Origin of the sequence: Staphylococcus sp. HMSC069E10, from assembly GCF_001809205.1 — a bacterium.
Classification (GTDB): domain Bacteria; phylum Bacillota; class Bacilli; order Staphylococcales; family Staphylococcaceae; genus Staphylococcus; species Staphylococcus hominis.
This window is the reverse complement of the sequence record NZ_KV796489.1, coordinates 18,818-44,701: the sequence shown is the minus strand read 5'-3', so window position 1 is coordinate 44,701 and position 25,884 is coordinate 18,818. Positions and strand designations below refer to the sequence as shown.

The 25,884-nt window shown below is 30.7% G+C and carries 24 protein-coding genes and 1 riboswitch; of the genes, 6 read left to right on the top strand and 18 right to left on the bottom strand.

Annotation, left to right across the window (positions count from 1 at the left end; genetic code table 11):
* Positions 1-9 precede the first annotated feature (9 nt).
* The 5 genes from HMPREF2561_RS07230 to HMPREF2561_RS07210 all read right to left on the bottom strand — a co-directional run bounded on the left by HMPREF2561_RS07230 (position 10) and on the right by HMPREF2561_RS07210 (position 6,511).
* Positions 10-1,869 carry a S1C family serine protease gene (locus HMPREF2561_RS07230; protein WP_070468605.1) on the bottom strand — a complete coding sequence of 620 codons (1,860 nt, stop codon included), beginning with the start codon at positions 1,867-1,869 and terminating at the stop codon, positions 10-12.
* Between the two features lie 233 nt (positions 1,870-2,102).
* Complete coding sequence (locus HMPREF2561_RS07225) at positions 2,103-2,900, bottom strand: TerC family protein (protein WP_070468602.1); 798 nt, start codon at positions 2,898-2,900, stop codon at positions 2,103-2,105.
* 72 nt (positions 2,901-2,972) lie between these two features.
* Positions 2,973-3,089, bottom strand: a riboswitch (yybP-ykoY riboswitch).
* A gap of 120 nt (positions 3,090-3,209) precedes the next feature.
* Positions 3,210-4,772, bottom strand: a complete 1,563-nt coding sequence (locus HMPREF2561_RS07220) for a peptide chain release factor 3 (RefSeq protein WP_017175799.1) — start codon at positions 4,770-4,772, stop codon at positions 3,210-3,212.
* A 25-nt stretch (positions 4,773-4,797) separates the two neighbouring features.
* Positions 4,798-5,037, bottom strand: coding sequence for a YueH family protein (locus HMPREF2561_RS07215; protein WP_070468600.1), 240 nt, complete (start codon positions 5,035-5,037; stop codon positions 4,798-4,800).
* Positions 5,027-6,511: a UDP-N-acetylmuramoyl-L-alanyl-D-glutamate--L-lysine ligase gene (locus HMPREF2561_RS07210; protein ID WP_070468598.1), complete on the bottom strand. Its 1,485-nt coding sequence runs from the start codon at positions 6,509-6,511 to the stop codon at positions 5,027-5,029. Before HMPREF2561_RS07210 ends, HMPREF2561_RS07215 begins: the two co-directional genes overlap by 11 nt.
* A 380-nt stretch (positions 6,512-6,891) precedes the next feature.
* On the opposite strand from HMPREF2561_RS07210, the gene HMPREF2561_RS07205 reads away from it, so the two are divergent.
* Both HMPREF2561_RS07205 and ltaA read left to right on the top strand, forming a co-directional pair.
* Complete coding sequence (locus HMPREF2561_RS07205; RefSeq protein WP_017175802.1) at positions 6,892-8,070, top strand: diglucosyl diacylglycerol synthase; 1,179 nt, start codon at positions 6,892-6,894, stop codon at positions 8,068-8,070.
* Positions 8,045-9,241, top strand: coding sequence for a lipoteichoic acid biosynthesis MFS flippase LtaA (gene ltaA, locus HMPREF2561_RS07200; protein ID WP_049379561.1), 1,197 nt, complete (start codon positions 8,045-8,047; stop codon positions 9,239-9,241). Before HMPREF2561_RS07205 ends, ltaA begins: the two co-directional genes overlap by 26 nt.
* Positions 9,242-9,290: 49 nt before the next feature.
* Here the strand turns inward: ltaA and HMPREF2561_RS07195 are convergent, their stop codons facing one another.
* Positions 9,291-9,800 carry a 2'-5' RNA ligase family protein gene (locus HMPREF2561_RS07195; protein WP_070468596.1) on the bottom strand — a complete coding sequence of 170 codons (510 nt, stop codon included), beginning with the start codon at positions 9,798-9,800 and terminating at the stop codon, positions 9,291-9,293.
* 105 nt (positions 9,801-9,905) lie between these two features.
* Complete coding sequence (locus tag HMPREF2561_RS07190; protein ID WP_070468594.1) at positions 9,906-10,661, bottom strand: esterase family protein; 756 nt, start codon at positions 10,659-10,661, stop codon at positions 9,906-9,908.
* 270 nt (positions 10,662-10,931) lie between these two features.
* On the opposite strand from HMPREF2561_RS07190, the gene cozEa reads away from it, so the two are divergent.
* Positions 10,932-12,017 (top strand): lipoteichoic acid biosynthesis protein CozEa, encoded by a 1,086-nt coding sequence (cozEa, locus tag HMPREF2561_RS07185; protein ID WP_070468592.1) that lies wholly within the window; start codon positions 10,932-10,934, stop codon positions 12,015-12,017.
* A gap of 351 nt (positions 12,018-12,368) precedes the next feature.
* On the opposite strand, the gene fabI is transcribed toward cozEa, so the two are convergent.
* The 7 genes from fabI to HMPREF2561_RS07150 all read right to left on the bottom strand — a co-directional run bounded on the left by fabI (position 12,369) and on the right by HMPREF2561_RS07150 (position 19,283).
* Entirely contained in the window at positions 12,369-13,139 is a 771-nt protein-coding gene (gene fabI / locus HMPREF2561_RS07180) for an enoyl-ACP reductase FabI (protein WP_019835652.1), read from the bottom strand.
* Between the two features lie 205 nt (positions 13,140-13,344).
* Positions 13,345-15,189: a monovalent cation:proton antiporter family protein gene (locus HMPREF2561_RS07175; protein WP_049434452.1), complete on the bottom strand. Its 1,845-nt coding sequence runs from the start codon at positions 15,187-15,189 to the stop codon at positions 13,345-13,347.
* Between the two features lie 9 nt (positions 15,190-15,198).
* A complete protein-coding gene (gene mgtE, locus HMPREF2561_RS07170; protein ID WP_019835654.1) occupies positions 15,199-16,584 on the bottom strand; it encodes a magnesium transporter in 1,386 nt (461 codons plus the stop codon).
* 18 nt (positions 16,585-16,602) lie between these two features.
* Complete coding sequence (locus tag HMPREF2561_RS07165; RefSeq protein ID WP_019835655.1) at positions 16,603-17,469, bottom strand: RluA family pseudouridine synthase; 867 nt, start codon at positions 17,467-17,469, stop codon at positions 16,603-16,605.
* Positions 17,469-18,275: an NAD kinase gene (locus tag HMPREF2561_RS07160; protein ID WP_019835656.1), complete on the bottom strand. Its 807-nt coding sequence runs from the start codon at positions 18,273-18,275 to the stop codon at positions 17,469-17,471. The genes HMPREF2561_RS07165 and HMPREF2561_RS07160 overlap by 1 nt, the downstream gene beginning before the upstream one ends.
* Before the next feature lie 14 nt (positions 18,276-18,289).
* On the bottom strand, positions 18,290-18,919 hold the full coding sequence (locus HMPREF2561_RS07155) for a GTP diphosphokinase (RefSeq protein WP_017175811.1): 630 nt from the start codon (positions 18,917-18,919) through the stop codon (positions 18,290-18,292).
* A 16-nt stretch (positions 18,920-18,935) separates the two neighbouring features.
* Complete coding sequence (locus tag HMPREF2561_RS07150) at positions 18,936-19,283, bottom strand: UPF0738 family protein (RefSeq protein WP_002448177.1); 348 nt, start codon at positions 19,281-19,283, stop codon at positions 18,936-18,938.
* A gap of 209 nt (positions 19,284-19,492) precedes the next feature.
* Here HMPREF2561_RS07150 and HMPREF2561_RS07145 point away from each other — a divergent pair, with 209 nt between their 5' ends.
* The 3 genes from HMPREF2561_RS07145 (at position 19,493) to yjbH (ending at position 21,348) form a co-directional block, all read left to right on the top strand.
* Entirely contained in the window at positions 19,493-20,071 is a 579-nt protein-coding gene (locus tag HMPREF2561_RS07145) for a CYTH domain-containing protein (protein ID WP_048680686.1), read from the top strand.
* 90 nt (positions 20,072-20,161) lie between these two features.
* Positions 20,162-20,527: a truncated hemoglobin YjbI gene (locus tag HMPREF2561_RS07140; RefSeq protein ID WP_048761221.1), complete on the top strand. Its 366-nt coding sequence runs from the start codon at positions 20,162-20,164 to the stop codon at positions 20,525-20,527.
* Positions 20,528-20,550: 23 nt separating this feature from the next.
* Positions 20,551-21,348, top strand: a complete 798-nt coding sequence (gene yjbH, locus HMPREF2561_RS07135) for a protease adaptor protein YjbH (RefSeq protein WP_048682885.1) — start codon at positions 20,551-20,553, stop codon at positions 21,346-21,348.
* Positions 21,349-21,615: 267 nt separating this feature from the next.
* On the opposite strand, the gene pepF is transcribed toward yjbH, so the two are convergent.
* From pepF to spxA, 4 genes are all read right to left on the bottom strand, one after another.
* Entirely contained in the window at positions 21,616-23,424 is a 1,809-nt protein-coding gene (gene pepF / locus HMPREF2561_RS07130) for an oligoendopeptidase F (protein WP_048682889.1), read from the bottom strand.
* A gap of 45 nt (positions 23,425-23,469) precedes the next feature.
* On the bottom strand, positions 23,470-24,447 hold the full coding sequence (locus HMPREF2561_RS07125) for a competence protein CoiA (RefSeq protein WP_048682892.1): 978 nt from the start codon (positions 24,445-24,447) through the stop codon (positions 23,470-23,472).
* A gap of 112 nt (positions 24,448-24,559) precedes the next feature.
* Positions 24,560-25,279 carry an adaptor protein MecA gene (mecA, locus tag HMPREF2561_RS07120; RefSeq protein ID WP_048761209.1) on the bottom strand — a complete coding sequence of 240 codons (720 nt, stop codon included), beginning with the start codon at positions 25,277-25,279 and terminating at the stop codon, positions 24,560-24,562.
* Positions 25,280-25,477: 198 nt separating this feature from the next.
* Positions 25,478-25,873, bottom strand: coding sequence for a transcriptional regulator SpxA (spxA, locus tag HMPREF2561_RS07115; protein WP_002448146.1), 396 nt, complete (start codon positions 25,871-25,873; stop codon positions 25,478-25,480).
* Positions 25,874-25,884: the final 11 nt, after the last annotated feature.

Here is a 25,884-nt window from a genome sequence, read left to right as displayed (position 1 = left end):
ACCTCAATGTCATTTCAAATTAATTTCTATATCTTGAATATTTCCATCTCTGTAAATTTTAGCCGATAACGTTTTTAAATCTTGTCGATGGTTAAACAGGATGTGTCTATACTGCAAATTATCTTTTAATGTTTTACCTTCTAATTTTACAATGACATCACCAATTTTTAAACCTGATTTTTTACCTAAACCGTCATCTTTTAATTTTTTCACTAATATCCCATCATTTATATCATTAGGTAATTTTAAAAGTGAGCGTTCATAATGATTTAAATCATTCACATTTTCTAAAGCTATTCCAGTATTGGGGTAATTTACTTTCCCATTTTTTTCAAGCTCTTTAGCAATTGATTTAGCTTCATTAATGGGAATAGCAAAACCCATTCCTTCTATACTTGGCATATTAATTTTTAATGAGACGATACCAATAAGCTCCCCATCTTTATTAACTACAGCTCCACCTGAATGTCCTGGATTAACGGAAGCATCAATTTGAAACGTTTGCATCAATTCATCATTTTTATTATCTTTATCAAAATCAACAGGAACCAATCGATTTAACCCTGAAATAATCCCTTTAGATACCGTATTTCTAAACTCTTCTCCTAGAGGATTACCTACAATTAATATCGATTCCCCTAAAACTAATTTATTTGAATTTCCAATATGGATAGGTTTAATATTTTTATTATTGATTTTCGCTTTTACTACTGCAATATCTGACCATTTATCTTTTCCGACAACGTCACCTTTTATACTTTTATTCTCTCCATATGTAATCTTAACTTTATCCGCTTCACCAACAATATGCGTATTTGTTAATACAAAAAAAGTATCGCCTACAGTTTTGTAGACGACACCTGAGCCAAGTTCATTATCTGATTTTGAATTTGTTGTTTGAACTGAAGTATTCTTAGGTGCGTCACTTTCTACTGTTACCACTGATCTGACAGTATTATTAGCGTTTTTCATAGTTGTTGTGTACTTCTTATCTTGTGTATGTGTTTGATTTGAATGTTGTTCTTGAGAAGGTTCAGTAAAAATAGCTTTTACTAAAACTAAGATTAATATTAAAGCAATTGCAATTAAAATTTTAATCCAATGTTCTTTTAAAAAGTCAACGATCTTATTTTGTGTATCATTTGCTGATTGTTCATGTGATTCATGAGGGTGTTGATCCGATATATTTTCTGTCGTATTCTTATCAGAATTAGATATGTGCTTTGATTGTTCACTCTTAGTATGTTCTACTTGAGTTGAACGTTGCTGAGTTGACATTTGTTCTTTCTCAGTATGGATTGATTCTTTATCCTTAGTTGAAGTGTATGATTCTTCAGTGATTGTTGGATGTTTAGATTGTGTTTTAATTGTATCATTATGCTGATTGTCTTTTTCTTTTTTAGACTTTTGACGAGATTCATTATTTTTATTCAATCTACTATAAGTTGGTTCTATAGATTTATTCGTTTCATTTTCACTTTTTGAGCCATTACTCGAAATTGGTTTTTGCTGTTTCAATTTCTCATTATGTATGTCTTCTTGTTTAAGATGTTGTTCTTCAGGCAGAGTTAAATGATGCCTATCATTTTTCTTAGCTGTTTTTGATGCATCTCTTTTTGATCTTAACTTAGCTAAATGTTGTTGTTGTTGAATTTCTTCTTGTGTTAATTTCTCAATTCTAGCTTTTCTTAAATTATCTTTGACGCGTTCTTCATTTACTTTTGCTTGATGCTGTTCTTTTTCCGCTAAATGTTCACGCTTTTGTCTTTCACGTTCAATACGTTCCTCGCGTTCTTCATTATGAAAGTATTCGTGACGTTTACGCCCATATTTACTACGCGGTATCACTTGTTTTTTATCATTATCCAAAGATGCCCACTCCTAACCTTGAAATCACAATATATATCACTAAAAAAATGATTTACTTTTATGTGGTTATATATCTATCTGAATTAATTTATATATTACTTAAATTTTAATATCATTAGTGTTAATAAGCAAACGATTGTCAAATATTTTCTAAAAATATTATACAAATAGTTATTAATTGAAAAAACCTTTTGAAGTCTCTTATAAAAAACTTCAAAAGGTATCGATTATATCTAATGCTTAGCATTCTTTTTATTTTTTCGTACTGATGTTAACCATCCAATCACAACTAATAAAATCATTACAGTCCAGAAGATTGCTTGCCATAACGTACTATGTGGGAAGTCTTCTGATAATACGCCAATATCTGGATGCGCTAATACGATAACTACTAATTTAATACCTACCCAGCCAACAATTGCGAAAGCGGCACCTTCTAAACCTGGATATTTATTTAATAAATCAACAAACCATGTTGCTGCAAAACGCATTAAAATAACACCAATCATACCACCGATGAACATGACTCCAAATTGACCTAAATCCATACCGCCAAAATGAATACCCATCTTAGGAAGTGTCACTGCAATAGCCATTGCTGCTAACATAGAATCAATTGCAAAGGCAATGTCAGCAAACTCTACTTTAAATACGGTAGCCCAAAATTTTCCAACACTTACTTTCTTTTCAGCGCCAGTTTCATCATAATGATGTTCATCTCCAACTTGTTCCTCTTCATCTTTCTTATGGAAGAAATTCCAAAGATTTCTAATAGACATGAAAATTAAGTATGCAGCACCAATCGCTTGAATAAACCAGAAATTCACAATAATACTAATTAAAAATAAAGCAATAAAACGAAAAACAAATGCTCCTAGTAAACCATAGAATAATGCTTTTTTACGCTGTGCTGGTGGTAAATGCTTAACCATTACTGCCATTACAACCGCGTTATCTGCTGCTAGTAATCCTTCTAAAAATACTAACACTAATATTACCCACAAATAAGGTAAAATTAAGCTTGGATCCATGAAAAGACAGCTCCTTTATTTATTTTTTACAAATAAAAAGACCTATGCTAATTTATAGCAAAGGTCTCACTTAGCAAATCTGCTCATTTTACCGGAAGTATCAACTTCGTAATGACGATAAAATGCTGAATTTAAGATGTTAGTAATATAGCCCCTCAAATTCTCAAGTTACTCCCCTCTGACATTAAGTCATAGGTATTTATTTGTTAAGAGTATTATAACCAGATTTGGTATATATAAACAATGTTAAAGCTAAAAATATTGTATCTCTTTATTATTATTTTAAATTAAACCTTATATTGTCATTTTTTATAATAAACTATATAGTTTAATATCTGGGAATTTTTCTTCAAACCAACGTGTAGCAAACTCATTTTCAAATAAGAAAACAAACTTATCATATCTGTCTTTCACTAAAATAGAACGTGACGTGTTCATCTTATCTTGAATATCCTCTTCATTTTCAATCCAACGTGCAATTTTTCTACCTACAGGTTCCATGACGACATCTACATTGTATTCATTTTTCATTCTGTGCTCGAATACTTCAAATTGTAATTGACCCACTGCACCGAGAATAATTTGATTCGTATGAAGTGTTTTATAATATTGAATCGCACCTTCTTGCACAAGCTGTTCAATTCCTTTATGGAAATGTTTTTGTTTCATGACATTTTTAGCAGAGACTTTCATGAAAATTTCAGGTGTAAATTGCGGTAAATCTTGGAAGTTAAATTTTTGTTTACCTCCAACTAATGTATCACCAATTTGGTAGTTACCTGTATCGTATAATCCAATAATATCTCCAGCTACAGCGTGATTGACAGTTTCTTTATCATCTGCCATAAAAGAGGTAGAACGTGTGATTTTTTGTTTTTTATTAGTACGTTGTAGGGTCACATCCATACCTCTTTCAAACGCACCACTAACTACTCTCATAAAAGCAATTCTATCTCTATGTTTAGGATCCATATTCGCTTGAATTTTAAATATAAAACCTGAGAACTCGTCATCAAACGGGCTAACTTCAACTTCTTCATTTGTCTGACGAGCATTAGGCATGGGCGCATAATCTACATATGCATTCAAGAAATTCTGAACCCCGAAATTAGCCAATGCTGATCCAAAGAATACAGGAGTTAAATCACCATTTAATAATGCTTCATTATCAAATTTTTCGCCAGCTTCTTCAACTAACATAAACTCTTCAATCGCTTGTTCGAAAGCACTATCATTGCTAATAGTGTGTTCTTCTTTAAGTTCATACTCATCATTTAAATGTAATACATTCTCTTCATCTCTAAAAGGTTCAATAGTTTTAGACTCACGATCGATAATACCAAAAAAGTTTTGACCCATTCCTATTGGCCAATTCATTGGATAGGTGTCAATATTTAATGTTTCTTCAATTTCTTCTAATAGTTCAAATGGTTCTTTACCTACACGGTCTAATTTGTTGATAAAAGTAAAGATAGGAATGCCTCTCATTTTACATACTTTAAATAATTTTAATGTTTGAGGTTCGATCCCTTTCGCACAATCGATAACCATTACTGCACTATCAACCGCCATTAATGTTCGGTATGTATCTTCAGAAAAGTCTTCGTGTCCTGGTGTATCTAGAATATTAATTTTATAATCATCATAATCAAACTGCATGACTGAACTGGTTACAGAAATACCACGTTCTTGTTCTACTTTCATCCAGTCACTGGTTGCAAATTTCCCTGTTTTTTTTCCTTTTACAGTACCCGCTTCACGAATAGCACCACTAAAATATAATAATTTTTCAGTTAGCGTCGTTTTACCAGCATCCGGGTGTGAAATAATAGCAAACGTTTTTCTTGATTCTATTTCTTCTTTTAAACTCATTCATTATTCTCCTTTAAATCCTTTATTATCCACTTAGAATCCACTTAGATAACTGAGAAGCTATACGCAATGCTTCACTTTCTTCTTTAAATGTAAATAATTGCATTATTAACTCTTCATTTATTTCCTGTTCATTGAGTTGTGCATTTAATTCTACAGACCAAAACATATCTGGAATAGCTATCATATAATAAGCATGATGCACATTTTTATATAGATAGACATTGATTATTTCATTTTGTTCAGAAAGTTGCTTAATGATCATAATGGGATTTTCCAAACTTTTTATACGCAGCTTCTAAACCAATTAAATCGTCACGATGTGGCACTTTCACGTGTCCTGGCATAATTTGATAAGGTTCTCTACCTTTAGAAGCAAGTACAACTGTATCACCTGGATTCGCGACTTCGATAGCATGTTTAATGCCTTCAGCTCGATCTTCAAATTCTACATAGTTATTATGTGTTGCACCTTTAGCAAGTTCTGCAGTCAACATTTTAGGATCGTCATCTGCTGGATTGTCAGGTGTAAAAATAACATAGTCTGCTCGACATGCAACAGCCCCCATTTCAGGCGTTTTTGTTAAATCACGTTCGCCAGCCATGCCTACTAAAAAGATGAGCTTTTGTTTAACAAAAGGTTGCACTGCATCAATCAGTTTATTCATACCATCAGCAGTATGTGCATAATCAATAATTAAATCGATTGGAAGTGATGGATCTAAAACCTCTAGACGCCCTTCAACAGGCTCTAAAGATTTTACCACTTCTACGATATCTTTGAAATCGACTCCTTTACTCCACACTGCTATCATAGCTGCCATAAGATTTGAGATATTAAATTTACCTACATAGGGTGATGAAACATGATACGTGCCAAATGGAGTAACACAATCAAATTGTACACCTTGTAAAGATTCTTTGATATTTTGAGCCATAAACTGTGCTCCATTATCTATACCATATGTCAATATTTCAAATGGTGTTACCGTTTCTAAATATTTAGAGAAATCATCATCATTATTTAATACCACATATTTTTCTTTTGATAAATCTTCACCTAATTGACTAAATAGTAATGATTTAGCATGTCCATAAGCTTCCATTGTGCCATGAAAGTCTAAATGATCTTGGGTTAAATTTGAAAAAATAGCTACATCAAATTCTACCCCTCTTAATCGTCCTAGAGCTAATCCATGACTTGAGACCTCCATAGTCATTGCTTCAGCTTTACTATCTATAGCTTGCTTAATTTTCTTAGTAAGCAATACAGTTTCAGGAGTAGTATTTGCCCCTTTTGTTTTTTCTTCATTAATTTGAAATCCATTCGTACCTAAATACGCACTATTTTTGTCTAATCCTCTATAAATTAAGTGAATCATTGTCGCGATTGAAGTTTTACCATTTGTACCAGTGACGCCAAAGGTAGTGAGTTGTTGACTTGGATAATCAAATAATGTATGCGCTAATATACTGGCTACTCTTAAAGTATCAGGTACAATAACTTGTGTGACTTCTCCTTTAACTTCTTGCTTACGGTTTACAACTATAATTTTAGTTCCTTGGTCAATGACGTTTTGACAAAATCTATGACTATCTACAGTATATCCCTTAGAAGCTACAAAGATACTTTCTCCACTAGCAGTTCGAGAATCTGTAGTAATATCAGTGATATCTATATCTAAAGTTCCTATAACTTGTTTAACTCTTATTTTATTGAACAACTCATTCGCATTCAAAATGTATCGCTCCTTTTTTTCAATATCTCTATTATACACATTTTAAAGTTGTTGATAAATTTATTCTCACCTAAAAAAGTAAATTCTGAACTACTCAAAATCAAATCATTTTTGTATCTTCTATATTATTAATATTAATTCCAAGTTAATTATTTATAAATTTTTTCTTATCTTAGTGTAAGTCCCATACATTTCACTTTATTAGTGCTAGGATAAGGGTATAAAGTTAAAGTAATCATTGTTCGAATATGCTATAATTCACTATAAATGAATTTTATGACTTTCTTGAATAAAATACATATTATTTATACCCGTATGTATTTTTTACTGTAATACATTATTCGATGGATTAAACTTAAATTATTGGAGGGTGACTATTAATGGTTACTCAAAATAAAAAGATATTGATTATCACTGGATCATTTGGAAATGGTCATTTACAAGTGACACAAAGTATTGTCAATCAATTGAATGACATGAATCTATCTCATATTTCTGTTATTGAGCATGATTTATTTATGGAAGCACATCCCATCCTTACGTCTATTTGTAAAAAATGGTATATCAATAGCTTTAAATATTTTAGAAATATGTATAAAAACTTTTATTATAGTCGACCAGATGAATTAGATAAATGTTTTTATAAATACTATGGTTTAAATAAATTAATTAACCTACTTTTAAAAGAAAAGCCTGACTTGATTTTAATGACTTTTCCAACGCCCGTGATGTCAGTATTAACTGAACAATTTAACATGCGTATTCCTATCGCAACAGTCATGACGGATTATCGTCTACAAAAGAACTGGATTACTCCAAATTCTCATAGATATTATGTGGCTACTGAAGATACAAAAGAAGACTTTGTAAACGTTGGTGTACCGGCATCTTTAATTAAAGTCACAGGTATCCCTATTTCTGATAAATTTGAAGCGGATATTGATCAACAGGCTTGGCTAAAAAAATATCATTTAGACCCTAAAAAAACTACTATTCTTATGTCTGCAGGTGCTTTTGGAGTATCAAAAGGTTTTGAACATATGATAGAACGTATCTTAGAAAAAAGTCCTCATTCTCAAGTCGTTATGATTTGTGGTAGAAGTAAAGGACTTAAACGTAATTTGGAAGCTAGATTTAAATCTTACGACAACGTTCTTATTTTAGGATATACAAAACATATGAATGAATGGATGGCTTCAAGTCAATTAATGATCACTAAACCAGGTGGGATTACAATATCCGAAGGTTTGACAAGAAGTATCCCAATGATTTTCTTAAATCCTGCTCCAGGACAAGAACTAGAAAATGCGTATTATTTCCAAGAAAAAGGGTATGGTAGAATTGCTGATACTCCTGAAGATGCAATTGACATTGTCTCTGAATTAACACATGATTCGAACAAATTAACTTTAATGATAAATACAATGCGTCAAGATAGAGTAGATTATTCAACCCATCGACTTTGTATCGATTTATTGAATATGCTCGATCATTCATCTCAACAGCAAGAAATTTATGGAAAGGTGCCATTATATGCCAAGTTCTTTGTCAAACAATAAAAGCATAAGTAAAAACTTTAAAATAATGCTCGTTATTTTATTTTTAATGGAATTTGCTAGAGGAATGTATGTATTAAGTTATGTTAACTATTTACCTACTGTAACCTCTATCGCTGTAGCTGTGACTTCAGTAGCACTATCTATTCATTTTATTTCAGATGCAGCTACAAACTTTGTGATTGGATTTTTATTAAAGAAATTCGGGACTAAAATCGTCCTTAATTTAGGTTTTTTATTAGCTTTTTTAAGCTTGTTTCTAATTATTTTCTTTCCAGCTAATCCCATCATTATCATTATTAGTGCAATTATGCTAGGGATTGCAGTAAGTCCAATATGGGTAATCATGTTATCTAGTGTGGAAGAAAGTCAACGTGGCAAACAAATGGGTTATGTATACTTTTCATGGTTATTAGGTTTGCTTGTAGGCTGGGCGTTTATGAATGTTCTAGTCAAAATACATCCAACGCGATTTGCATTTGCGATGTCTCTTGTCGTTATCATTGCATGGATACTTTATTATTTTGTAGATGTAAAACTCACAAATTATAATACTAAACCTGTGAAAGAACAATTAGGTCAAATCGTAGAGGTAATGAAACGTCATATGATTTTATTCCCAGGTATTTTGTTGCAAGGTGCTTCAATATCAGCTTTGCTTCCAATATTGCCGACGTATGCTACAAAAGTTGTGGGGGTAACAACTATTGAATATACTGCTGCTATCGCTATTGGTGGTATTGGTTGTGCAATATCAATGTTATTTTTATCTAAAATGATCGATAAAAATAGCACTGGCTTTATGTATACCGTTATTTTTGTAGGATTCATATTGTTTACGCTATTTATTTTTGGTCTCTCACTAGTTAACAATATTATTGTTGTTTGGATAGTTGCCGCCTTTATAGGTTTAATGTATGGCATTTTATTACCTGCTTGGAATACTTTTATGGCTGGACATATCGATCCATCTGAACAAGAAGAAACTTGGGGTGTATTTAATAGCGTCCAAGGCTTTGGTTCAATGATTGGTCCTCTTTTCGGAGGCCTTATCGCTCAATTCTCAAATGGATTAAATAATACATTCTATGTCTCAGCTTTGATTTTTCTATTACTCGCTATTTTTTATGGCATTTATTTTATCAAAAGTAGAAAGCATCAAAAATATTCTTAAAAAAAGAAGTCAAAACTAAAATGTTTTGACTTCTTTTTTTATATACATATTATGCTAGTTTAAAACTATCAACAATGTTCCATCTATCTTCATCTTCATTGTAATGTAACAATGAAAGTTCATCGATGGTTTCTCTATGGTCTACCCCTGCAAGCTTCACTTGACCAAATATATCTTCAAATTCTTGACTCGTTAAACCTTGAGCAATCGTAAAATGAGGAACGAATGGATGTTCAGCTTTACCATAAAATGATTCATTATTAAATGTATTAAATAAATTTTCTAATTCTTCTGTTTTTTCAACTTTAAAATAAATAACATTATTTGTCGGTTTAAAGCTTGAAGCTTTTGTCACGTGGGCCTCTACAGGTTTAAATCCATCTAATTTTTGTTTAACTTCGTCTTTAAATGAATCTAATTCTGTTTCTTTAAGTTCAAAGTGAGGTTTAATCGTAATATGTGGCATAATACGTGCATACTCCGTATCATAACGCTTACGATAGCCATCTACTTCATTTTGAAATGATTGTGACGGAATAAGTGCTAATCCTATCTTCATTGAAATTCCTCCTTTGTTTAACATACTTCTATTATATCAAAATTCTATTTAATACGTTATTAGATACAACATTTTTTGAAAAGGCTTTCGAAAAAAATTTGTAGACTATTCATATGTACTATGATTATTATTTAAAAAATAATAGAGAATATCTCCGATCATAGGTTTCCATGATTTCCAATTATGACTACCATTAAATTCATTGTATACGTAAGTGACACGCTCATCTTGTTCAATAAGGTTTGATAGCTTTCTATTTGGAGTTAAAAAATCAGCTTGCTCACCAGTCGTTGGTAATTTAAAATCGACTTCATCTTTACCGATCGCATGCCAAATCGTTAATCGATTACGTTGCTTACATGTCTCAAATTTTTCAAGAACAGTATGATCTGAGTGCGGACTAAACATAGCTATTTGACTAAATATTGAAGGATAAGTCAATGAAGTAAGAAAGGCAATACTTCCAGCTAAACTATCTCCTATTAATAATCTAGAATTTCCCACCTTATATGTAGGAAACGTTTGATCAATGAAAGGTAAAAGTTCTTTAACTACTGACTGAATCGTCTTTTGACTACGACTACCTTGAGGATGAAACTCTTCTCTACGTTTCTCAACATCTTCATAATGAAATCCAACAATAATGGCACGTTCAATATGTTCTTCTTTTCTTAGACGTTCATATTCACGCTGAATCCTTCCAAATCGGAAAAAGTCCAATCCATCAAAACAAATAATCACCTGAGACTTAAATAATTCAGTAAAATCTTCTGGAAGATAAATCGACAATGTGATATCTCTTTCTAGAATTTTACTATTTAAAATATATTTATTAATTTTTCCAGCTTTAAATTCTTCCATATTATCCTCTCTCCTTCATATATATTCATATTGTATCAATTTTATTTATTAGTGACAGTGATATAAACGCTTATAATAAGCTTTTTTATTTTAGATTCTATATACTTTTTTAAGAGAATTAGGCATTGTTTAATTAAGCTCATATATTTTTATACAATTAAATATTATAATATAATTATTTTTTAGTTAATCAACTTTTCCTTTTTAACATCTCTTATTTAAGATATACTTATTACTAATGAATTGATTACTTTAGGAGGAAGTAAGTCTATGCTTAATAAAGTATGGTTTCGAACTGGAATTTTCTTAATCATCCTGTTCGTACTTATAAAGTTATTTATGGAAGTGCATAGTGTATTTACACCTATAGCAACTATTATTGGTTCAGTGTTTCTTCCATTCTTATTAAGTGGATTTTTATTTTATATCTGCTTACCTTTTCAAACACTTTTGGAAAAATGGGGTTTCCCACGTTGGGCAAGTATTTTAACTATCTTTATCGTATTAATCGCTATTATCGCTATCGTAGTAGCTTTCATTGCTCCTATTATTATTTCTAATGTTAATAATTTAATCAAAGCAACACCAACTTTACAACGTGATGCAGAACAAGTGGTTAATTTCTCATTAAATCAAATGGATAAATTACCAAGTGATGTAACAGCGAAAATTAATTCAACAATGAAATCAATCAGTGATAGTTTAACTGGTATATTAGCAAATTCAATCACTTATATCAAATCTCTTATTTCAACCATCTTCTTATTGATTATGGTACCGTTCTTCTTGATTTATATGTTAAAAGATCATGAAAAATTTATTCCAGCAATTGGTAAATTTTTCAAAGGAGAACGTAAAGTTTTTGTTGTTGATTTACTTAAAGATTTAAATTATACGTTAAAATCGTATATTCAAGGTCAAGTTACTGTTAGTTTCATCTTAGGTATTATTCTTTATATTGGTTATACCCTTATTGGGTTACCTTATACTCCATTGCTTGTATTATTCGCTGGTGTAGCAAACTTAATCCCATTTTTAGGACCTTGGTTATCATTTGCGCCGGCTGCAATATTAGGAATTATCGATGGTCCATCAACATTTATTTGGGTTTGTGTTGTTACATTAATTGCACAGCAACTTGAAGGTAATGTCATCACACCTAACGTCATGGGTAAATCATTAAGTATTCATCCACTTACAATCATTGTTGTTATCTTAGCAGCGGGTGATTTAGGAGGATTCACACTTATTTTAATTGCTGTTCCACTTTATGCAGTATTAAAAACAGTAGCAAGAAATGTATTTAAGTATCGTCAACGTATCATTGATAAAGCAAATAGCGATGTTAAAGATTAATTTAATAATTAATGCTTTTTAATTACTTACTGCGGATAGAACATATTCTATTCGCAGTTTTTTTATGTCATATCACATTAAATAATATAAAGCTAGAAGAGGGATAAAATTCATTTTTAAGTCGTCGTTCTACATCATCAATGCCTATGCCTCTCCAATTTGCGTTGAATATAGATGTTCTTATTAAAAGTCTCTATGTTCTAGCCTTGGAAGTGAAATTGAATAAAGCTTGATACAAATGCATTTTCAACTCAGTCATCAACTGTCAATTTATTAAAAAAGTCTAAGACAACTCATTGTCTCAGACTCTTGGATTTATCATATATCTTATATCTATTTTTCAATTTAAACTTATTTAATTGCGTGGAAACCACTATCTACGTGGATATTTTCTCCAGTCACACCACTTGAAAAATCACTTAATAAATAAGCAGCAGTTCTGCCCACTTCTTCTTGATCTACATTACGTCTTAACGGTGCACGTTCTTCAACTTCTTTAAGAATTAAGTTCAAACCACCTACACCTTTAGCACTTAATGTACGAATTGGTCCAGCAGAAATTGCATTTACTCGAATATTATCTGGGCCTAAATCATATGCTAAATATTTAACATTTGCTTCAAGACTTGCTTTTGCAACACCCATCACATTATAGTTTTGAATTGCAAATTCTCCGCCTAAATAAGTTGTAGCTACAATACTACCCCCATTCGGCATAATTTTTTTCGCTTCATGAGCTACAATTGTTAATGAATATGAACTAATATCTTGTGCAAGTAGGAACCCTTCACGAGATGTTTCAGAAAAACGACCACGTAAATCTTCCATATTAGCAAATGCAATTGAATGATAGACGCCATCAATAGTTCCAACTTCTTCACCAATTTTCGCAAAGCCATTAATGACATCTTCATCTTTTTGAACATCTATTTGATACAAATGATGCTCTTTTTGATTTAATTGGCCTAATAATTTTTCTAATTCTTTTTTACTGCGCTCTTTACGATATGTAAATACGAGATGAGCACCTAATTCGTCTAATACTTTAGCTACGCCAAAACCAATACTACGTTTATTAGCGATACCCATAATGACAAAGGTTTTATTTTCTAAATTAATCATATAAATTATCTCCTTATATTACTTTATATTAATTCGTTCATTATAAACGTTTTTAACATACATATTTTACCATTGTTAATAATATTTAATAAAGTAATAATAAATTTTCAAATCATCTCAATAAAAAGAGAGGTACATAAAGTAATGTATCTTTTTATGTTATTTTTCAAAGATACCCTTTATTTTGTCCTCTCTTTTAAATAGATTAATAATAAAATTCTAATTCAGATTTGAGTTCATCTACATATTCTTTAGAACCTGTTACAATTAAACGGTCTTTATATCTAAGTTGCGTATCTCCATGTGGTACAATGGATTCATTATTTCTAACAATACGTACAAATATGATGTCCCCACCAAATGGGAAATGACGCAATAGAATATTTTCGTATTTATAATTTAACATTTCAATTTCATATAGTGAAGTTTCAACGTTACTTAAAATATTTAGCATATTTGGTGTTTCAATTAAACCTTTTAAGAAAATTTTATTACTAATAAAATTACTAAATACTTCAATACCATCTGTTTTTAACTCTTCATCATCACCACTATTTTCTAGTCGACAAATAACTCTGTTTACACCATGAGATTTAGCTAATTTTGCTATCATTTTATTTAAACCATCATCATTAGCAGAACATACGACAATATCTTGATTAAATAAGCCAAGTCTCTCTAATAAACTTTCTTCATATTCACTAATTTCAATAACAGTCACATTGTCAGGTAAATTACGCTGATCACCTAAATCTTTACGGTAAAACAACGTTATATTATATAACTGTGAAGTCAGATTTTGAACAATTGGAATAGTCAATTGATTTTTACCAATTAACGCAATATCAATTTTCCGGTTCACTTCATCTGGAATTGGGAATAATTTTTTAAATACAACAGGTACAAATACACATGTAATAATTGCACTTAATATTAATATTCCTGACATTTCAGAAGTAATTGCTTTTAATTCTTCAGCAATTTTTGCTGCAGCAATAACAAGCGAAAGTGTTGATGTTAATAAAAATGCTGATGCAATAGTTGTTTTAGTATCAAACCATCTTCGAATAAATAAGACAGGAATCAACTTAGAAACGATAAAGGACAATATAAGTATCGGAATTATAATAAGTAAAGAGGGTTCTTTAATTAAAGATGGTATATCTAAATCTACACCGACCATAATAAAGAATATCGGTATAAAGAATCCGTATCCAAATGAATCTAAAGTATGAATGATTTCTTCATCAGGTTTTAACAGTGATACAACTACACCAGCTAAAAAAGCACCTAATATATATTCAGCACCAACACCCTCAGCAAGAGCAACCAGTAAAATGATTAATGCAAAAATGGCCCGTATACCAATTTGTGTTGTACCACCCATTAAGCGTTGCATAAAATTTAACCGTTTAAATACAGAACCTAACAAATAAAATATTGCAGTAAACACGATTAAAATTGCAGATAGCCAAATTGACCCTCCGCCTTCACCATTGATTCCACCATAAATAGTTAATAAAACCATCGTAAATAAATCTGCTAATACTGCTACTAATAATATAAATTGTCCTATTGTTGTGCGCATGATATTCATTTCTTTAAGTGTTGGCACAACTACACCCAATGAAATAGTTGAAATAATAATGACCATTAATAATACATCATCTACAAAGCCTAACCATTTAAATGCAAATGCTAAAATGATTGAAAGCACCATTATTAATGAAAAAACTGTAAGTGCTAATTGTAAATGACTTGGTAAATTCTTTTCATTTTTATCAATACCCTGTCTCTTTCTTGTGTCTTTTTTAAATGCGCTGAAATCAATTTCCAATCCACTTAAAAACATTAAAAAGATAAAACCTAATGTTGACAGAATATTTAACATTTCATCTTTGTGGACAAGTCCTAAAAATGAATTTCCTATAATAATTCCCATTAATATTTCAGCTACGACAACAGGTAAAAAAGTGACGTTTAATCGATTAACAATAATCGGTGTAAGAAATGCTGCGACGACGACTATGACCAAAGAAAAAAATTCCATTTCATCCCCCTATGTTAGATATGACATAAATGTTGTTGCAAGTCCAAAATAAATTAACATACTTACAATATCATTGATAGTTGTAATAAATGGTCCACTTGCGACAGCAGGATCGATATGAATTTTATTCATTAAGATTGGAATCATTGATCCTACTAACGTACCTACTGTCATGGCAATAGTTAAACTTGCACCTACAATCAGTGCCAAGAATGGTTGACGATAAATAATGACAATAATTAAGAATAAAATCACTGCACATACAAAACCAGTGATTAACCCACTACCTGCTTCTTTTAAAGCTATTTTAAGTTTACTTTTTTCTTTAATATCACCATTAGAAATATTACGAACAGACACTGCTAATGATTGTGTTCCTGAATTTCCTGACATCCCACTTATAATAGGGATAAATGCTGCTAATAATGCAACTTGCGACAAGGTATCTTCAAAACCACCCAGAATCGTTGCTGTTATCATACCTAAAAATGTTAAAATAATAAGCCACGGTAATCTCTTCAATGCTTTCTTAAATACTGATTGATCAGTAGACTTAGTATCAGAAACCCCCGCTAAACGTGAATAATCTTCATCTGCTTCTTCATTTACAACATCTAAAATATCATCTATTGTGATAATCCCTACTAAATGATGTTGATAGTCGATCACAGGCATAGCAATAAAGTCATAATCTTTCATTTTTTGAGCAACACGTTCTTGATCTTCTTCTACATTTACACTTACAACACGTCGAATCATTACTTCTTCAACATGAGCATCAATATTTGCTACAATTAAATCTTTCAAAGATAGAACACCTACGAGTTGACCGGCAGTATCAACGACATAAATCACATATATCGTTTCTGCGTCAGGTGCTTGACTTTTAACTAGCATGAGTGCCTCTTTTACAGATGTACCAATATCCAATGAAATATATTCAGTAGTCATGATACCGCCAGCAGTATCTTCTTCATAATGTAATAACTTTTTGATTTTATCTGTGACTCTGTTATCCATCAAAGCTAATAAACTGGCAACTTTTGAGTTAGATAATTCATTTAGAATATCAACTGCGTTATCTGTAGACATATTTTCTAATACTTCACTTGCATAATGTGCATGCATTGAATCAAATAATATTTCATATTCTTTCCCCTCAATATCTAATTGATTAAAAAATCTACTCACTTCTTGAGGCGATAAAAATTCGAATATTCTTTGTCTATTCTGATTCGTTGTATTTTCAAAATATTCACTTTGTTCATATTGATGTATAGTTAGAAATTCTTTTCTGAATTGATCTATATCATTGCGGTTTAAACTGTCATCTAGTAGTTTTTGATTGTATACTTTATTATGTTGTATGTCAGTTGTTTCTGTATTTAATGACATCAAATGTACCTCCTAATTTTAATTTACACTTTGATATATTTTTTCTAAGTTTTTATAGTCTAAAATAATCTCGATTTCTTTATTATATATTGGATGTCTAAATTTTACTTTATAACACTGTAAAGATTGTGTTTGAATCCGAGGATGAAAACCATCATATAAGTCATCCCCAATAAGTGGATGACCAATATGCTTAAAATGAACTCTAATTTGGTGTGTTCGTCCAGTATGTAATTTAACTTCACATAAACTTGCACTGTGATGACTACTCAACGTTTTATATTCAGTTTTTGCATGTTTACCAGATGGCGTAATACACCGAGTAATAATACTATCTTTGTTTCTACCAATAGGTGCCTCTATCATAGATTGTTCTTTAGTTTTACCGTAACACACACATATATATCGCTTATCTATTTCAAATGTCGACATAAGGTGATGAATATGACCATGTTTAGTAAAGATAACGATGCCCGTCGTATTACGATCTAATCTTGTAACAATATGAGGTACTACATATTGTACTTTATTTGTAGAATGATTTAAATAATACATCACGCGCTCAATTAAACTATCATGAGGATGTTCTCTTGAAGGTGCACAATTTAAATGCACCGGTTTTGAAACGATAATTAAATATGTATCTTCATATAATATTTCAATATGTTTGTTTGAAGGACGAAGATATGTACTTGGAACTTCTTCCGGCAGTTTAACAATAAGTTGATCATCTTTTTTCAACATATATCTAACTGTCACAGGTTGCCTATTAATAATTAAAGCGCCATCACGTTTAATGGCGCTAATTGTTTTCTTTGAATAATTATGACGTTGTAAAAATGTCTTAAGCATTTCTTCGCTATGAATATGGTATACAAATTTCATCAATCATCTTCACTTTCAATAAACGAATCATGAACTCTTTTCCAAAAAGGAAATGGTCTAAACCTAGCAAAACGAACTTTTTCATTTGCGACTCTAAATTGAATGTCGCTCACATTTTTATGTTTTAGACTGACATGGTCAATTGTTGTTCTAATTGTATTATGATTTACAGGTGTAATCAAACATGTATGATGCTTAGGTAATACTAATGGTGAACCTACCGTTCTAAATACTCTATTATTAATAGATGCAATTTCAGCAATTTGTATGGCTTCAAGAGAAGGATGAATCAGTGCACCACCTAGTGCTTTATTATAAGCCGTCGACCCAGAAGGTGTAGAAATACATAGACCATCCCCTCTAAATCGTTCAAAATGTTTACCTCTAATTGCGACATCTGCTACTAATGTTGATCCATTTTCAGTTTTCATAGTTGCTTCATTGAGTGCTAGATAGCGTGTTTCATTCTTAGTGTTGTTATATTTAACAATAATTTCAAGTAATGGATATTCAATCACTTGAAATTCAGAATGATGAATTTCATCAATCAATTTTTCAACTTCATGAGGTAACCAGTCTGCGTAAAAACCTAAATGACCAGTATGTACTCCAACGAATGCTACATTTGATAACATATGACTATACTGATGAAAAGCTTGCAAAAGTGTTCCATCTCCACCGACAGATATTACTATTTCTGGATTTTCTGTATCCTCCATCATATGAAAAGAGTTCATTTGATTCATCATTTTATGTTTAAGCGTGTTTGATTTAGAGTCACCTTTAGATAAAATCGTATAACGCATGTATTGACACCTCATCAGTCATGTTTTTTTGCACGTTTTTGAGTATAATATTTTTGAGCTTCTTGTATTTCCTCTTTAATTTCAGACATCTCTTCATCTAATAAGTAAGCCGCTTCAGCAGCTCTTTCTAGACGATGTTGTATCTCAGCAGGATAATCTCCATCATATTTATATCTTAATGTATGTTCGATTGTAGCCCAAAAATTCATTGCTAATGTTCGAATTTGAATTTCAGCTAATATCATTTTTTGACCACTTAATGTTTCAATTGGATACTCGATAATTACATGATATGAACGATAACCACTTTGTTTTGTATTGTTAATATAATCTCTTTCTTCTACAACTTTAAAATCTTGTCGTTGTCTAAGCATGTTAACAACTACATCAATATCATCAACGAATTGACACATCATCCTTAAACCAGCTATGTCGTACATTTCTTCACGTAATCGATCAAAAGGAATTCCCCTTTTATTCGCTTTATCAATGATACTTGTAATAGGCTTTACACGACCAGTTACAAATTCAATGGGTGAGGCGTTGTCTCCAACTTCATATTGCTTACGTAAGCCTTTTAATTTCACCTTTAATTCATCGACTGCTTGTTTATATGGTGTTAAAAATTGCTCCCATTGATTCATATGGTTCCACTCCGTTTCACTTTAGTTCGAAAGTTTCTTCAACTGCTGAAACAAACTCCTTACCATAGTTATTATTTCCTTCAACATTTTCTAGGATATAACTTAATTCATCTTGAAAATGTTCTAATTCTAATTCATCGTTAATAATTACTTTTTTATCTCTATTATTATGTAACATTGACCACGTCTCTTGTACAAAAATCAAATATGAATACGACGAGCCATCATCTAATAAATAAGCAAAACTAAAATTATCACTATCTACAAGCATTTGTCCTACTTCATCTAATCCATCAGTTGGATCTTCTGAGTAGCAATAAATGCTATCATCTTTGATTTTAATTTCATTTACATATATACGCATGCTTGTTCCTCCTTATTATTCCTTATTAGTTTAACATAATTTAACTTTCAAACACACATTAGAGTACCATAGTTCAAGTATGCTCTAAACGATTAAATATTTAGCTCCATATATTTTATTTTTAGTATTGTTATTACTTTAATTTTTTACAAATGTCCGTCATAATGAACTACAATAATATACTAAAGATTTTCTAATGAGGTGTAATTATGAGTACTAATAATGAAATTGAATTTAAGCAATTAATTGATTTCAATACATATAACGCGATTAAAGATTCTTACTTTAAACAATTCACACCATTCACTCAAACAAATTATTATATTGAATCACCTAGTTTCAAACTACGTGATCATCGTTCTGCTTTAAGAATACGTGTTAAACAAAACACATTTGAAATCACACTAAAAGTACCAGCTAAAGTTGGCTTGATAGAATATAATCATCCAATCGATATTAAGCCTCATATTGGACAAACAATTGTCAAATCAACATTACCTAACGATATTCAAAACATTCTTACTGAATTTGATATTGAAGAAAACGAATTAAGTGTTTTAGGTGCATTGACAACTGAAAGATTAGAAGTTGAATTTCAAAATGAACTATTAGTATTAGATAAAAGTCAATACTTTGATAAAACAGACTATGAACTAGAATTTGAAGTCAATGATTATCAAATAGGCTTTGAAAAGTTTCAAAATTTATTAAAACAATTTGACTTAGTTCATGAGCCCCCTAAAAATAAAGTTCAACGCTTTTTTGAATATCAAGCTCAATTAGGATAGATATGAGATGAACTTGTGAAAAGTCAAATTACTTTTAAATGTAAAAATTCATGTTATATTAGAAATATATTAATAGAAATTGGTGATACTATGGCTACAACACCTTATGATGTAATAGGAGAAAAAGCTTTGTATGATATGATTGATTATTTCTACTTTCTTGTAGAGAATGATCAAAGAATCAACCATTTATTTCCTGGAGATTTTAAAGAAACAAGTAGAAAGCAAAAGCAGTTCTTAACACAATTTCTAGGAGGTCCTGATTTATACACTCAAGAACATGGTCACCCAATGTTAAAAAAAAGACATATGGAATTTAGAATTACTACTTATGAAAGAGATGCATGGTTAGAAAATATGTATAAAGCAATCAATAAAGCTCAATTTCCAGCAGGAGTTGGCGAATACTTGTATGAAAGATTGCGTTTAACTGCTAACCATATGGTGAATTCCTAAATATAATTGAAGGTGAGTTAAACATGGCTGAAGAACTTAAAATTGTAGATAATGCGAGTCGTGAAAACACTAATCTGTCACCTGTAAATAAAATAGAAATTTATTCATTCTTTGATCCTTTTAATAAAGATTGTTTTAAATTATCCGCAATTATTTCTAAATTAAGAATTGAGTATAATCAATATATTCGAATCAGACATATTTTGAATCCTTCATTAAAGGTTTTGACTAAATGTCAAGCTCAAAGTACTTCAGATTTTGATAATATTGCTTTAGCATATAAAGCTGCTGAATTACAAGGTAGATTAAGAGCGGAACGTTTTATTCATTTAATGCAAAACGAAATTATACCGAAAAAAGATATTATCACTGAAGAAATGATTTGTAATTGTATTAAAAATGCTGGTTTAGATTATGATGTTTTCAAAGAAGACTTACAAAAAAATAAACTTACCGAAAGTTTGAAAATAGATTTGCATATTGCAAGAGAAATGGAAATTGAACAAGCGCCTTCACTTGTATTTTTTAGTGAAGATGTACATGAAGAAGGTTTGAAAGTCGAAGGCCTTTATCCTTATCATATTTATACTTATATTATTAATGAATTAATGGGATGCCCTATCGAAAAAGAATTACCTCCAAATCTCGAAACTTATATTCAATCCAAACAAATAGTAACGATGGAAGAATTGCTTACTATTTATGAATGGCCGGAAAAATTACTCGTAAAAGAATTGAAAAAATTAGCTTTACAACAAAAAGTTGAAAAACTAAATTATCCTGACGGCGAATTTTGGCAATCTAAAATGCCTAAGAAATAACAAAGAGCGATCACTTATATGAAGTGTATCGCTCTTTTTATATTAACTTGATTTAATAATTAAGCATAAAAAAAACGCCGTGTCTGATTACACGACGCTAAACAAAGGGGATGGGAGAAATTTTTCACTTCAAACAAAGGGGTATGTTTGTTATGTGATTAATTTCATGTATATAATATAACACGCTCAAAACGTCGTTTCAATATTAAACTACATTTCCACCCTAAATGTCACAAATTAGACACATTGAAAACGAATACACTCTTTTTAGTGCTTCATTAATTTTTCAAATGCTTTTAATTTTTGTTCAAAAACTTCACACGCTTGCTCTATAGGTTCTGGTGTAGTCATATCTACACCCGCATTCTTAAGAATTTCAATTGGGTAATTAGAACTACCTTTTTTCAAGAATTCATTTATATATCTTTCAACAGCAGGCTGTCCTTCTGTTAAAATTTGATGACTTAAACTTTGAGCTGCACTGTATCCAGTTGCATATTGATATACATAATAATTCATATAGAAGTGTGGAATACGAGACCACTCTTTACTAATATGATCATCTGTTTCTACTACATCACCGAAGTATAGTCTATTTAATTTAGCATACTCTTCATTCATACGAGTTGAAGTTAATGGTTCTCCCGCTTCCTCAATTTGATGAATTTTGTGTTCAAATTCAGCAAACATAGTTTGACGGAATAATGTTGCTCTGAAACGCTCAAGTTCTTGGTTTAGTAATAATAAACGTCGATCATCATCTAAATGTTTATCCATATAATCACTTAGTAGAGCTTCATTACATGTTGAAGCAACTTCAGCTACAAAGATAGAATAATCACTAGAGTTTGATGGTTGATTTTTACGACTAAAGTAACTATGTGCAGAATGTCCAAATTCATGAACAAGTGTATATAAATCAGAGATAGTATCAGACCAATTTAATAAAATAAATGGATTAGTTAAATGTGCGCCTGAAGAATAACCACCTGAGCGTTTTCCTTTATTCTCATAAACATCTACCCAACGATGATTTAAACCTTCTTTCACTACATCTAAATATTCTTTTCCCATTGGTTCTAGGGCTTTTAGCATCCATTCTTTAGCTTCGTCATATGGCATTTCAAATTTAACATCTTTAACTAATGGAGTATAGATGTCATACATTTTCAAATCATCAATACCTAAAAGTTCTTTTCTCAATTGAGTGTATTTATGCAACAATGGAAGATATTTGTGAACTGTTGCAACTAAATTATCATATACTTCTTCAGGAATATGATTATTACTTAAAGCGCGTTCACGTGCCGTTTTATAGTTATGCGCACGCGCATTGAAAATATTTTTCTTAACTTCACCAGCTAAAGTTGAACCTAATGTATTGTTATATGCACCATACGCCTCATATAAGTTGTTGTAAGCTGACTGACGTAATTCACGATCATCTGATTCTAAATATTTAATAAATGTACCTTGTGTTAAAGGATGTTTTTTCCCATCTTTATCTACTGCATCTTTAAACTCTAAATCAGCGTTACTAAACATACCATAGACATTTTCTGGAGTTGATAATGCATCTTGCGCTTGGGTTAATAATTTTTCTTTATCAGCATCTAAAATATGCGGACGTTTTTCATTAATTAATTTCAAGTCAAATGCATAACGTTTTAAATCATCGTTACTCTTAATAAAAGATTCTAATTTCTCTTCATCAATTTGCAAAATCTCTGGAACTAAGAAACTCCATGCTGAGCTAATTTTTATGATGAGTTGATGCGCACGAGATTCAAAACCAGTATATTTATCGTTAGATGTATCTTGGTCTTGTTTTAGATGTGCATAAACATATACCTTTTCTAATTGTGTTCCAATCTCATCTTCTAAAGCTAAAGCATTATATAAAGTTTTAGCACTATCTCCTAGATGTCCTTTAAATTGTTCTTCTTTACCTAGATAGCTCTCTACCTCTTTTAATGCCTTTTCAAAAGCTTCATCGCTTTCAAAAATAGTTGTTAAATCCCAAGTTTCATTTGGATATTTTCGTTCTTGCTCTTCTCTAGTAAGTTGTTGACTCATACATGTACCTCCTAAATGAATTAATGTTATAATTTTCTCATTCTTTTATTTATTTTGCACGTTTAAACTCCCGCTTATTTGTTGAATATAATCATCTATTAACTTTAACGTAATTTCTTCTTTATTAATATCCAGTAGATAAAATTGTCTGAATTTCAAATACGACATTAAATACTGCTTGGGAAGATTATGTTTTAACAACAACTTCAGCTTGAGTTGCCATTGTACTGGATGATTTTCAATAAAAATTTGATACGAAAAAATATAACCTGTATCTCTACATACCTCATCGTCAGTTATTTGTAATTGATACATAGCACTTAAAGACGGTTCTAGCACTGAACGTTTTTTTCTACAATTAAAAATATAACGACTGATATGTCTATTTGACAATTTATAACAATATGACTCATTCTTTTGTTCATTGAATGATAACAATTCAGAAATTTGAATCATTCGTCTATGCGCAATAAATTTTCGGCCACCAATATGTTGTATATTGACATATTTTACTATAAGTTGTTTTTCATGCTCCCAACTATATAGCGTTCTATCAATCGGATTAATGAAATAAGCTTGAAATGTGTTCAAGTATAAATAACCCTTATGATATTGTACTTGTTCGATAATCCAAATAACTGCTACTCCAATTTGTTCAAGTCCTCTTGATCGAGATTTGACCTCTTTTATACTTATTCTTGAAAATTGAACTTCTATAGCTACTTTTGCATTCACAAGAATATCAGGATACTGCATAATTTCAGAAAAATAAGGCTCTATTTCAACATTAAAGTGATATTGTTTTAGACGTTGAGCAATAAAAAATTTAACGTAGTAATGTTTTTCTGTTTCATTTTTCATACATCTTCTTTTAGTTTGAGAAACATGAGCAAAATGCGGAATCTTTTTTAACCCTTTTTTTAAAAGAAGTTTTTCTTTGCAATATGGACATCGGTATTCTTCAGTAATGATAGCTTGATGAGCATATACAGTTTCATTATTACGATTAATCGCTACTAACATGCATTCACCTCATACTATTAAACGTTTAAGGTGATTCATTTACTTTAAAAAAAGAGAGTAGAAAAGAAATTCATTTTAAATTTCTTCTCTACTCTCGATTAATCGTTATATATTATTCTACTGAATCAGTAAAATAACGACGTACTTGTGAAGTAACATTATGACTCATAATAATTTTAGCATAATCATTTAAATACACTTCTGTCTTATCACTAGGATAAGCGAATTCAAGTAATTGACTATAGCTATCATTAATTGTCTCTTGGCTAACAGTACTATCGAAGTGAATTGCATAGTAGTAATGTGAATCACTCATATACAATAAATCTTCAAACTCATCTGTAGATAGATTATGATGATAAGCGTAATGAATGACTTCTTCTAAGTCTTCGAATTTCACAATAATTGTTCTTAAACTAGAACGTTGTTGTGATGATTTACGTTTAGATTTATGTGCTTGTTTTTGTTGTGCACGTTGTTCAAATAAATCTTCAATACTTTCTTCTTGTTCTAATGTATTAGCTAGCAATTCATTCACTTGTTCCTCAAATTGTTCATTTGCATGATTATCTGACATGTTCATTGCTTCTTCATTTTTAGATTTAGAGATTGTAACTTCCACGCCTTTTTCAAATGCATGTACTTGAATCCAAAGAGGTCCTTCGACTACAAAATCTTCTTCTTCATTAATCTCGTCCATCATTGACCAAAAGAATTCTTCACCACGCTTACGATTTGTCCATAAATCTTCACGACTAAATCCTCTTGCTTCAATATCACCATAAGTGATAAATAATTTCACAGTTGTGTCGTCAACGCGTTCTATTCTCATATCATCTCACTCCTTACAGTCGATGAATAGTAACCATATTGTATTAGAACGTAAGTTAAATTACAATTTATTTGTTTGATTAAATTTCACTATTTTAAATAGGACACTATATCATATTATATTCCCTTTTTTTATTATAAAAAACAGCACTATAGCTAAGCCAGTGCTGTTAAATAATATGTTGTTAAATTTTAAATATTAGTCGACTAAACGTTGAGCTTCTTGTAATTGGAAAGTACGAACCTTTCTAGGTAAGAAACGTCTGATTTCATCTTCGTTATAACCAACTTGCAAGCGTTTTTCGTCTAAAATAATTGGACGACGTAATAGTCCAGGATTATCTTGAATAATTGTATATAAATCTTGCAATGGTAAAGAATCAATATCTACGTTTAATTTTTGATAAGTTTTAGAACGAGTTGAAATAATTTCATCTGTTCCATCTTCAGTCATTTTTAAAATTTGTTTAATTTCATCAATTGTTAAATGTTCAGAAAAAATGTTACGCTCCGTATACGGAATGTCATGTTCTTGTAACCATGCTTTCGCTTTACGGCAAGATGTGCAACTTGGTGATGTAAATAATGTTACCATACATCTCACTC